Source organism: Flavobacterium suaedae (genome assembly GCF_014642915.1).
Lineage (GTDB): Bacteria > Bacteroidota > Bacteroidia > Flavobacteriales > Flavobacteriaceae > Flavobacterium > Flavobacterium suaedae.
The window spans coordinates 49142-61630 of sequence record NZ_BMJE01000005.1; the positions used below are offsets into that span (position 1 = coordinate 49142).

Here is a 12489-nt window from a genome sequence, read left to right on the forward strand (position 1 = left end):
TTAATCCAATCCTCTATTGTTAGGCCATCTACCTGCCTCATATTCTTCAATGTAGTAATCCTCAGTATGAGCAGTTCCAAAAACTACTATATTACCTGTTTCTTTTTCTACTAAAAAAGGAGCATTTCCTGCTACAGCATATTTTTCATTCCGAGTTTCATAATATTTTTTACTAGTATAGAAAAAAATATTTCCATATGGTTTTTTAATTATTAATTCATTAATTAATACAGTTTCAATTTTCGAATCATTTTCAATCCGTTTTATTTCACTATTGGCAATGTTTAAAATTTCTTGTTCAGTTAACATAATGTTTTTTAATTTATTTTTAAATATTTGAAATACTCATATCCATTTTTCAGATTAGCTATTTTACCATTTTGACCATCTACTAAAAGTAACTTATTATCTGTCTTAATAACATTAAAAACATGTCCAGGTTTTAAAGTTCTAGCGCCATATATTATTCCTATTTCACCTTCTTTCATAGATTGTCCTAATTGAGGAATAGTTTTTCTAAAAAAGATTCCTTCAAAAAGACTTTCTAAAACACCTATGTTTTGATAACTAGAATGCTTAACAATTTTTATTTTTCCTGTTTTTAAAAATTCAACAACTGCTTGCACAACATTTACACAATTAGTATCTGATATTTGTACTATTTCACCATCTATAACTTTATGGTTAAAATATATTAAAGCCTCTTCAATGTTATCTAGTGCTTCTTCTGGAGTAATTTTGGAAAGTCTTTCCAGCCCTTCGAGAAATTCTCTCACTTTTTCTGGGTCTTTACTAACCCTAATGTTTTCAGCCATTCCGGCTGATTCTCTCAAGTTTTTAAGAACATCATCTTTTTCGTCATCTGTAAGTTTACGGGTTACACCGTCTTCTTCAATCGCTATATCGTCCAGCTGTTTTTGAAGTTTTATCAGGTCTTCTTCTGTTCCTATAACTTTTTGTGCCGCTTTTTTTAATCCTTTTCGTATAGCAGCTGTAACTTCACCCGCTAAAGATAACATTTCTAACCAAAAAAGATACTCACTAATGGCTTGTCCTATTTCAGAGTCTTCTGCACCTGTTAGCTTTAATAATGCATTGGCAACACCACTGCTAAGCTCTATAGTAGCGCCAATAGCTCTTAGTATTGCAAATGAACGTATAACGCCTGCTGATATTTCGGCTAAAGTACCTACTCCGCTCGCAATCGCAACAGCATCTAAAGCATATTCACCGGCGGTCATTACATTGCTCCAAAATTGTTTATCTCTGTTTGCCAATAATACAAAAGCAGGAACTATGGTGTCCAATTCCATTTCTGTTTCCTGTTTTTCAATATTTTTCAGGTAAATAGGGTGAAAAGGATGATACCAAAAATAATCTTTAATTTCTTTCAACTTCTCTTCACTTCCTCCATCGCCATCACGTGTTGTAATTGTTTCATATTGTCCGGTATCATAAGCAACTTGTACGATACGCTCTCTTTCTCCTTTTGTATTGGTTGCAAAATAGGCTGCAACATTACTGGAGTAAAAGCCAAGCGATTTTTGAGATTGATATGCCAAAAATATTGGTCCGTCAGATGTTTTAAACTCTGTGTTAACTTCAGGGTCAAAGTTTACAAATCGTGATTGTCTCCAAGCCTTATTAACCATTCTAACAAATTTATGCCCATTATTTCCATGAATTCTATCATATAAATATTCTACAATGAGCATCTCTGTGTCTGTATCCACTTTTTTTGCTAAACGTTCTATAAAGCCATTCGCTTTTCTTTCATCTTCCTCTCCTTTCTCTTCTTTTTCTTTCTCTTCTAAAACAAAGAGATTTTCTCTTTCTAAAATTATTTCAAGAATTTTTATAAAGATGTCTTCTTCTGCTATGGTAAGTTTATTAGTTAAACTATTTCTTTTTATACCTGATTCTACCAATAGCCACAAAACTTCAGTATCTATTTCTATATGTATAAAATCCGGCAGGTAATATAATATTTCTAAAGCATCAATATAATATAGTTTTGAATCAGCTTTTATTTTACGTTCCAGCGGACGCAGAACCTGATTTCTAAAATTGTCTTGAAATGTAATACGTGTTGCGTTGCCACCTACAGAGGTTAAATCAAGACCATGTTCAAATAATGTTTCATTTAAAAAAGAAAGAATACCACCTATATGATTAAACTTTAATATTAATGCATAGCTGTTATCTTCAGTTCCAAATGAGGGTTGAAAGTCTTTAGTATGGAAGCTGTATTTTAATATATAAGTTTTACTGTATATATCTATATCCAGTAAAGGAATAATGTCGATTATACCATCTTTATGAGACTTTATTACCTCTACATCTCTATCTGTATCATATAACATTTGTTCTCCATATAGTAGAACATTCATAATATTTGCAAATAAGGTTACAGGCTTGCTAAACCAATACTTATAGTCTCCACTTTCTATCTCTTTAATGTATTTTTCGCTATCATTGAAAGGAATGGTGTCTGAAAAAACAACAGCTTCCTTTAAAGTAATAGGATAAATTACTACTCGGTTTAAAAGGGTATCATATATATATTCAGAATATTGTAAATTAATGGGGTATTCTTGTAATTCGTTTAAGTTTGGAAATTCAGTTTCATTTGTAAGTAAATTATAGAAAGTATTATTTGAAGTTTTTATAAAATATTTTCTTCCGGCACTAGTGTTCCATAAATAAATTATTGTGGCATTATAAGTATCCAGAATTTGAAAAATTCTGACATATGTAGACATATCAGTTTCAAAACTATTTTTATCTACTGTATAACTTTCATTTCCATCTTCTAGGTAAGTGAGAAAGACTTCGTTTATAGAGCTTGTAATATTTTCTTTAGCCTGTCTGTCTAAACGAAGGTATTTTATGAGATCAGAGAAAGTTCCCATATCAATGTTTTTTGTCAAATCTCCTGTAAAGCTTAAGCTAATTTATTATTAGGATATAGCTCAATTTGGTAGTTCATGTATTTAAAAAAATCTAAAGCTCCTTTTTCATCAGTAATTTTTAAATCAATATGGTAATTTAAATCTGTAGTCCATGCCTTAGTATTGATTATGGGGAAATCGCAAACTATTACAATATCCCAGTCTTTACCTGTTAAAGAATTCCATTCAGTTATAGGTTTACGTGCACGGCTACCATATAGGTAAATTGTATGTACAGGGCTTATTAGCTCTATTTTTGATTTGAGTTCATCAAAAAGGTATGGCAGCACCTTATCGTGCTGCCATATTAAATCTAATTTTCTGCGACTCATATTTTGAATCGGTCTATTGGTAGTAAGGTGTTTTGTTCGCTTACTAAGATAGGGGAGTCATTTTTATCAAAAATACGTTTACTTACGTATCCGTTATTATGAATAACTCTTACATGTTCACTATCATTTGATACTACTTTTAATAAATCAAAGTCAGGATCAAAAGAGCCGTTATTACCTTTTTTCTTGAAGATGAATTCAGGAACTTTATTGGCGTCTACAGTAAACTGTATTGCATCGGGGTATAATGTTCCGTTTTCTTCAAAATAGCTAACTTGCTCAGCTTCTACACCATGAATTAATGATAATTGTTCAGCTAACTGACTAAAGATAACACTTATATTATCCCAAGTATTCCAAGAAGCATCACGGTTTATAGTGATTTCTTCACCCATACATTCATATACTCTAGGAAAGTAACCCATAGAGTCAAAATGTCTTATCTCAGGGCTTTCTCCTTCCAATCTCTCATAAAGATTATCCATTGCCTTGAAAGTGAACTGAATTAATCGTTCTTTTTCAACACCAACCTGAGAATCTTTTATTTCAAAGTTTGAGTTACAAGGTATAAGTTCAGGGTTTTCAAACTCATCTCTGTCATCACAATTACACGGTAATGCCTTTTCAACTTTAAGTCCAATACTATCAGCTTGTAATATAGTAAGTGATGTAGGTACTTTTGTTATCCAAGGTTTACCTTCTTTTTCAGGAGTGATTTCTTTGAATTCCTCAGTAAGAGAGAAATAAAGTTCATCTTCAGGACTAGGGTCCATTTCTCCATTCCAAATTTTACCTGTATCAAGGTACATCATTACTGCATTTTCAAAACCTGGACGAACAGTTACGTTTACACGTGCCATACCTGATTGCATAAAACTTCTGAAAATAGGATCATCACTATCATTATAATTATATAATGAAGACCAACTTTCTCTACCAGCCCAATAGTAAGGATAGAAGTTATAAGACATGATATTCCACTCAAATGCTTGTTCCATGAACTTAACAAAGCTGGAGTAATCATCTAATTGTTCTCCTAGAGTAACTTCATAGTTTGTAAATCCTCCATTGTTATGCATGCGCTTACCATAAGTACGGGCTGCATTAGGGTTTTGGTCAATTAAATAAGAAAGACAGTTTTTCTTCAATACAGAGTTTTCTATTTCACGATAGAAACCAGGGTTTGTTTTAACTTTTTCTTCAACTACTGTTTGAGTGTTCTTAACTTTCTCATTATATTCAGCTAATTTTTCTTCATAAGCATCTATAATAGCTTTGAAAGTTTTCATTTGCCAGTTTTTGTAAGTTTCAGGAGTTCGTTTGCAACTTACAGAGACAGAAACATCTCCTGCGACATGATTCCCACTTGTGAATGATATAGGAATCTCCTTTGCATAATTTGAATTAAGATATCCATCTAGTTCAATACGATTTCTACCAGTGTTATAAGATTGGTTTGCAGGAGCATTTTTAGTTAAATTTCCAACTGTTAGAGAAATAAAGAAACCATTGCTATCCACGTTTGAATTAACGGCATTATAAATCCCTGTTGCTGTAACAGCTTTATACCCTTCTGGTACGGTTATTTTACCGTTACCAGACTCACCCTCTACATGGTTGATTAGTGGTCCTCCTTGATTCCATTTTACGCTAAAAGATTCACCTAAGGCAATATGTTCTACTGGCTCAGCTTCTATTTCTACGTTAAACTCACTTGCCCATATAGCTGCAGTGTGTGTATAAACATCTCTAAAGTCTCTTAACCTTATTATCTCGTCTGTTTCTTTTCTGGGGTCTATAGGCTTTGAAATTCCAATATCTTGGCTCTCACTTTCATTATCTATTGGTATCAATCCAAGAGTATGAAGTTTTGCAGGTTCAGGAATCATAAATTCCAAAATCATACGCTTACCATAGTTTACAATTTGGTTTTTGTATAATTTATCTACCCAACGGTATACTCCAACTACGTGTTCACTTCCTTGGCGGTTATCAAAACCATGTTTGTTGTTTTCTTCAAATTCTTCAATAACTTTTCTTACACGTTCCTCTTTAACTTTCTGGACTACTCTGTCCATTGCTCTTTCAGTTATCTCCTGTGCAACTGTTTGAGCTTGACGTGTACTGTTCTCTCTGGAATTACTATTCGCATAACTAAGTCCTGCATTAAGGTTTAAAGTAGTATTTGTACCTAATTTACTTGATAGCCCTGTATTTACAAAACCAGATTTATCCTGACTCTCCTGTATAATCTGACTAACTTCAGATTGCATTTCAAACCTATCGGAAGTTGTAGTATCTCTTAATTGTTCACTTTCACTTTCAGTAGAAGTAGTAGTGGTTTCCTCACTACGTCTAAGTAAGCGTGTAGCTCTTTCTTTATATTCACGAGCCATGATATTCTCAATATGAGATACTTCACCCTCTACATAACACTGAATTGTTTGTTCTACTTTTTTGTAGTCCTGTACTCCTAAATTTCTGAAACCAAAACCAGACGGGATAAAGGCATTGTCAGTAGTATTTCGAACAGGTTCTGATAGTGAGTTACAATCATCTCCTGTTGCAAGTGTAGTAAAACAGTTCGCAAACTTAGTGTATACCTGTTCAATTTTTTTAGAACAACCGTTAGTAAACTGAATATCAAAATCTAATAAAGTAGAGTCATCTCCTCTGTCTTTATGAGTTCGGGTTTTGTATATATTATCTAGTTGTAATGAATTACCATCACGTTTAACATTAGGAGAGTTAATAACATCTGTAGATACAGTATCACTAGGAGTAGTTAATGTAACTGTTACATTTTCTACTTCCCATGATTTATCAGGCACTCCTATAGATATACTATAAACTCTGTCTAAGCCTATGTCATTATTACAAACAGTTGCTGAAAATGGTTCTACCAAAGTTGCGCTTCTGGTTGGAATGTTGATACCATTGTGGTTTATGACCCTGGGCTGTATATCAGCATTTTGCACTAATGTATTGGTAGCTTCTTCTACAGCAGTACTTAGTGGAGCATACATTGCACTATAAGTTGTATGCCCTTCAAAAACTGTAGTAGTGTCTTCAGGTAAATTAGACTTAACTACTCTTTTTGCCTGCGGTCTTCCGGCAGTATGTAGAACTTCTACAAGTGTATCATAACTTTCTGAAGAAAGTTCTGTTTGCATTTTAGTTGCAGAAACCTCATCTCCATAATCAAATGTGAATTCTGGAATGTCCGGATACGGTACTCGTGAAGGTGCTTGGCAGGGGTCTTTTTCATTATACTCAACAGCAGGATCTTTAGCAGCACAATATTCTTTACGAGCACTCTCAACATCCTGGGCATATTTCTCCAGAGCAGGTTTGTGTGTAGTGTCATAATCTTTTTGAGCTTTTTCCCGAGCTGCTGTATATTCTTTTTGATATTTTTTCTCAGATTTTTTCAGCTCTTTTTTAAGAGTATCATATTTTTCTAATCTATAAGAAGCAGCAGCTCTGGCAAGCCTTTTTTCTAATTTTTTATCCTGTGTTAAAGGGTATAAAGTTCCCGGTGTCATTCCTTCAGTAGCTTCTCTCTCCCCATAGTATTGACCGAATAATTCCTTAGGTAATACTACACTTGCATTTAATAGTTTTTGGTTAAGTTCAGAAAGTGTACCTGAAGCTTTTTTATCCATATTTTTGTACACGTGGTCAGCCAGAAGCACCTGCATTAATGCATCTTTAGCCTGAACTGATTTCTGTGTAATAACCTGGTAGAATAAATCATCCCATAACTTTTCGTGATCCGATGTAGTTAATTCAGCACTAACTTTTAGAGATTCAGCTTGTAGGTCGTCTTCTATGTAAGACTTTCTATTGCGTACAATCCATTGCGAAAAACTGTAAAGCTCACTAAAGTTTTGTTTTACCGCATCTTTTGTAGCGTAAAGAGGAAGGTAACTTTCAGCGGCTGCTGTTAAAACTTCATACTTGGTCTTTCCATTAAGAGAGGAAACAGGACCATAAAAAACTGATGTTTTCGAATCTACCGGTTGAAGTACTCGCCTTATAGGGGCTTCTTTTTCTTCAGGTAATTGAGGAGATCTTACACTTGTAAAGCGAAAGAGGGTAGTAGCAACTTCATTGCTCATGTTAAAGTTAAATTTGGCAAATATTGCTCCTGATTTTGTATAGAAATAAGTTTCAGGGCTAGTAATATTCCCAAAGGGGAAGAAGTATTAAAGATGATAATTCAAATTCTGAATTAACATTGCAAAGATACGAATTTTTTTAATAATTGTAATAAAAAAATAAATCTCTTAATTATTTAATTTTAAACAGCTAAGAGATTTATTTGTGGAGCCGCCGGGAATCGAACCCGGGTCCAAACAGGCAATTCAATAGCTTTCTACACGTTTAGTTCTCATTTACATTTTCGATATTACGATAGGTTGAAAACTACCACGTAATACTTAGCTTCTAAAATTTCGAAGCCTTTCCGAAGCAAAAAGACTTCTAGGTTTACTTTTACGGTCCTTCTAATCGAAACGCCATAAACCAAGGCTTTTCAGAAGGATCCCGCCTCCCTGCCTTGCAGGGACGTGGCTATATTCTTACTATAAATTCAGAATTAAGCAGCAAGAGCGTAGTTATTTTCGCCGTTTAAAAGTTTGAGACATGAGTTACAGGATATGTCCCCGTTCCTGACGTGCTTACCATCCAATTCGACCTGCTGTCAAAACCAGTCGGCCCCATTGAATTTTAGTAACGATAATGCAAAATCAATACCAGTTTTTACAAGGCAGCAAAGATAGCAATTTAGTTTTTAAGTTTAATTTAATTTCACGTATATTTGGGCTTCTAATTGTATTAAATATTACAATATTTACAATATATGTTGTAATCTTTTGTAAATCACGTAAAAGCTCCAAAAATTTTAAAATATTACAATGAAACTTGGTATAATAAAAGAAAGAAAAAATCCACCTGACAGAAGAGTCGTATTTTCACCTGACAAACTTGCAGAACTAAAGCAAAAATATCCCCAAGTGACAATAAAAGTTGAATCTTCTGATATACGGGTTTTTAGTGATGAGGAGTACCGTGATTTAGATATTGAAGTTACAGAAGATATTACCGATTGTGATGTTTTTGTAGGGGTTAAAGAAGTCCCTGTGGCTAATTTAATACCGAATAAGAAATATTTTTTCTTTTCTCATACTATTAAAAAACAGCCTTATAATCAAAAGTTGTTGCAAACTATACTTGACAATGATATAACATTGTATGATCATGAAACTATAGTTAATGAAGGAGGTAAAAGACTTATAGGTTTTGGGCGCTATGCAGGTATAGTAGGGGCTTATAACGGTTTTAGGGCCTTTGGTATTAAGTATGAGTTGTATAATTTGCCTAAGGCAGAAACATTATCAGATAGAGAGGCTTTAATAGCTCAGTTGAAAAAGATAAAGAATACTTTACCATCTATAAAAATAGTACTTACAGGGAAAGGTAAAGTTGGTATGGGGGCTAAGGAAATTCTTGACGCCATGAAAATAAAAGAGGTTTCGCCTGACGATTATTTAAACAAGAAATACACTGAGCCTGTCTACTCACAAATTGATGTACTGGATTATAATAAAAGGAAAGACGGTAAAGTTTTAAACAATAAAGACTTTTACAATAATGCTTCTGAATATGAATCCGACTTTGAAAAGTTTACAAAGGTTTCAGATATGTTTATAGCAGGACATTTTTTTGGGAATAATGCGCCGGCTATTCTAACTCAAAATATGCTTAAATCTAAAGATAACAAAATAAAGGTTATTGCTGATATTTCCTGTGATATTGATGGTCCTATAGCCAGTACAATACGCTCTTCTACAATAGCGGAGCCTTTATATGGATATTATCCATCAGAAGGTAAGGAAGTTGATGTTTTTCACCCAGGGGCTATAGTTGTTATGGCTGTAGATAATTTACCTTGTGAACTTCCTAAAGATGCAAGTATAGGGTTTGGAAAAATGTTTTTAGAAAATGTTATTCCTGCATTTTTTAATAATGATAAAAATGGAGTTTTAGCCAGAGCTAAAATCACAGAAAACGGAAAACTCACCGAACGATTTAAATACCTGAAAGGTTACGTAACTGAGAAATAAAAAAAGCCCCAAATTTCGGGGCTTTTTTAATATATGTACAAAACCTAAATTAGTTTCTTAAATTTGGGTTTGAAACAGCAATTTATATAAATGTATTTTAAGAAGCTCTTATTAGTAATAGTATTTCCGCTATTATGTTTTAATAGTAATGCGCAAGAATTACTCCCGTTTGTAAAGAATTTCTCAAAAGCAGAATATGTAGGGGATAATCAAGTCTGGAGTATTACTCAGGCTGAAGACAATGCTATATATTTTGCTAATCATCATTACTTTTTACGCTATAATGGTGTGAAGTGGGAAAAATACTCTCTTCCGAACAAAACTATTATACGTTCGGTATTTGCTGATGATAACCGTATTTATTGTGGCTCATATAAAGAGTTTGGCTACTGGAAGCGGATGAATGGTAAAATGGTATACCAATCAATATCAGAAGATAAAGATCTTTTTACAGGAAGTGCTATAAATGAAGAAATATGGAAAATATTTAAACATAATGAGAATGTTTATTTCCAGTCTTTTAATGAGTTGTACAGATATAACGGTAGTGCGGTAAAAAAGATAGAGTTGCCTTCTCAAATTTCATACTGTTATATTATAGATGATATTATATATGCAGCTTCGGTTAGAAATGGTGTTTATAAAATGGTGAATGATTCCTTTATACTTGTAGAGGAATGGGCAGCGTTAAAGAACAATATTATACATGGGCTGATAAAGAATGATGACAAGATTTACGCTTTTACAAAAAACAGCGGAGTATATGTAGAAGAAAATAATATTCTTAAGGTATGGAACAACCCTATAAACGATGTACTTAAAAACAGTGTTATTCTTTCAGTAAAGTTTATAAATGATACTACTTTGGCTGTAGGCACATCTCTTAAAGGGTTGTATATTATTGATTTAAAAGATAATTCGTATAAAAATATAAATAGGCAAAATGCTTTAAAAAATAATGCAGTGTTGTCTATAACTATGGATAGAGAGAAAAACTTATGGCTGGGATTAGATAACGGTATTTCTCACGTTGAAGTTAATTCTCCCATATCAATATTTACTGATAATTCCGGGTTATTAGGGTCTGTATATTCCTTAGCAGCTATAAATAACAGTCAAGGTTATATATTAGGCTCTAATCATGGTGTGTTTATATATGATGGGCAAATACTTACCGGTGTACCAAATTCTCAGGGGCAGGTATGGGATATTTACCCCTATAATAATGAGTTTATTATAGGGCATAACGATGGTACTTATGTATATAATAAAGAAGGGCTTAATAAAATAAACAATATAAATGGAGGTTGGAATTTTTTAAGGACAGGGTATGATAACGCTTATTTTCAAACCAATTATTCGGGAATTGTTGTTTATCCTAACATAGCAGAACTAAACAATTGGAAAATATTAGATAGCATTGCTAAACCAATACGTAATATTGCCCAAAATAGTGGAATGGAATTGTGGGCAGCAGATAGCCACAAAGGACTGTACCGGATACTATATGACAATGAGTTTAATGTAAGTAGCGTAGAAAATGTATCTCAAAAAAATGATATAGGTAATGATTATAATGTAAAACTATTTAATTATAAAAATGAAGTTCTTTTCTATATAGGGGATTCCTGGTATACGTATAATAGAATAGAAGATAAATTAATACGTAATGCTGTTTTTAGTAAAGAGTTTAAAGGGATAAGTGACATTATACCGATTGATGATATCAGTTTTATAGTTATTAGAGAAGGGTATATGTACCTTATAACTCACGAAGAAGATGAGTTTCATTGGAAATTACTTTCAGATAAATACTACCAGGGACGCTTAATAGTTGAGAATACTCAAGTGTATAAAAAAGATGATTGGTTGTTAATAAATCTGGATGACGGGTTCTTGGCTTTTAATCCTAACGATAGTATTGTTGAAATGCCTGAAATAAAAATAGAAGGTTTTTACAAAGGTGAATTAATAACAGGAGAAACAGAAATTAAATACAATCAACCTGTAGAAATAAATATTATAAGTGGTTATTATGGTTATAACAGACCTGATTTATTCTATAAACTCAATGATGACGATATAGAGCATATCATTGAAGGAAAAACTACTCTTAATAATTTAAATAGCGGTAACCAAAAAGTTGTTGTCTACTATAATAAAGGCGGAAAGCAAATAGAAGCAGGAAGATACGAGTTTACTGTTGCTAAACCATGGTATTTTTCGTCTTTAATGATAGCGCTATATATTATTACCATAGCAGGTATTTTCTTTTTGTATTACAGATGGAATAAAGTAAGATATCTCCAAAAAATCAGATTAAACGAAGAGGAGCTGAGACATAAAAAAGAAATATTGGAGCTTGAAATGGAAGCCGAAAATAAGCTGAGAGAGCAAGAGTATGAGAAGAAAAAGTTGGAAGTTGAGGTGCAAACTAAAGCCTCGGAAGTAGCAGGGAAATCACTTTCTATAGCCAAACACAGTGAAATGATTGACAAGATACAGGAAGTACTTGGAGAGGAAACAAATGCTAATAAGCTTAAATCAAAAATAAAAAGGGTTATAAAGTCGAGTTCTATAAATAAAAATGAATGGGAAACTTTTGAGAAGAACTTAATTAAAAGCCATGAAGATTTTGTGGAAAGACTTACTCAAAAATATCCCGCACTTACCTCTAAGGACATTAAACTTTGTATTTATTTAAAAATGAATTTGTCTTCAAAAGAAATAGCTCCTTTAATGGGAATATCCTATAGAGGAGTAGAACTCCATCGATATAGATTAAGAAAAAAGTTAGATATTACTACAGAAGAGAGCCTTTCCAGATTTATGATAACTTTATAAAAATGCTTTTATTTTTATAAAAAAAGCATTTATTTAATTTATTTATTTCGTTTTTATAATACATCATTACTACATCATTTACTCTTTTTTTGATGTAGCTATTTATATTTTAAAGTTCTTATTTATAGTATTTTAAAATTTTATAAAACTATTTTGATGTAGTATTGATAGGGCTATATTAGTATCTCTATAACGTTTTAGTTGTTTACATTTGAAGTACGTTAATTTTATCTA

Annotated in this window: 6 protein-coding genes and 1 other RNA gene; 2 read left to right on the forward strand and 5 right to left on the reverse strand. The window is 32.6% G+C overall.

All coding sequences use genetic code 11. From position 1 onward, the window contains the following. The 5 genes from IEW45_RS10445 to ssrA all read right to left on the reverse strand — a co-directional run bounded on the left by IEW45_RS10445 (position 1) and on the right by ssrA (position 8006). A complete protein-coding gene (locus IEW45_RS10445) occupies positions 1-309 on the reverse strand; it encodes a YrhB domain-containing protein (protein WP_188621200.1) in 309 nt (102 codons plus the stop codon). Between the two features lie 8 nt (positions 310-317). After that, the gene (locus tag IEW45_RS10450; RefSeq protein ID WP_188621201.1) at positions 318-2930 is read right to left on the reverse strand and encodes a hypothetical protein; all 2613 of its coding nucleotides are present in this window, start codon (positions 2928-2930) and stop codon (positions 318-320) included. Positions 2931-2944: 14 nt separating this feature from the next. After that, complete coding sequence (locus tag IEW45_RS10455) at positions 2945-3283, reverse strand: nucleotidyltransferase domain-containing protein (RefSeq protein ID WP_188621202.1); 339 nt, start codon at positions 3281-3283, stop codon at positions 2945-2947. Beyond that, complete coding sequence (locus IEW45_RS10460) at positions 3280-7404, reverse strand: hypothetical protein (protein ID WP_188621203.1); 4125 nt, start codon at positions 7402-7404, stop codon at positions 3280-3282. Before IEW45_RS10460 ends, IEW45_RS10455 begins: the two co-directional genes overlap by 4 nt. A 203-nt stretch (positions 7405-7607) precedes the next feature. Beyond that, positions 7608-8006: a transfer-messenger RNA gene (ssrA, locus tag IEW45_RS10465) on the reverse strand. Positions 8007-8202: 196 nt separating this feature from the next. Here ssrA and IEW45_RS10470 point away from each other — a divergent pair. Then, the gene (locus IEW45_RS10470; protein ID WP_188621204.1) at positions 8203-9411 is read left to right on the forward strand and encodes an NAD(P)-dependent oxidoreductase; all 1209 of its coding nucleotides are present in this window, start codon (positions 8203-8205) and stop codon (positions 9409-9411) included. A gap of 90 nt (positions 9412-9501) precedes the next feature. After that, a complete protein-coding gene (locus IEW45_RS10475) occupies positions 9502-12255 on the forward strand; it encodes a helix-turn-helix and ligand-binding sensor domain-containing protein (RefSeq protein ID WP_188621205.1) in 2754 nt (917 codons plus the stop codon). The last annotated feature ends 234 nt before the right edge of the window (positions 12256-12489 follow it).

Excerpts from the sequence above, each read along its gene's own strand:
- IEW45_RS10445 (WP_188621200.1), bottom strand. The coding sequence starts at position 309 with ATGTTAACTGAACAAGAAATTTTAAACATTGCCAATAGTGAAATAAAA.
- IEW45_RS10455 (WP_188621202.1), bottom strand. The coding sequence starts at position 3,283 with ATGAGTCGCAGAAAATTAGATTTAATATGGCAGCACGATAAGGTGCTG.
- IEW45_RS10460 (WP_188621203.1), bottom strand. The coding sequence starts at position 7,404 with ATGAGCAATGAAGTTGCTACTACCCTCTTTCGCTTTACAAGTGTAAGA.
- IEW45_RS10470 (WP_188621204.1), top strand. The coding sequence starts at position 8,203 with ATGAAACTTGGTATAATAAAAGAAAGAAAAAATCCACCTGACAGAAGA.
- IEW45_RS10475 (WP_188621205.1), top strand. The coding sequence starts at position 9,502 with ATGTATTTTAAGAAGCTCTTATTAGTAATAGTATTTCCGCTATTATGT.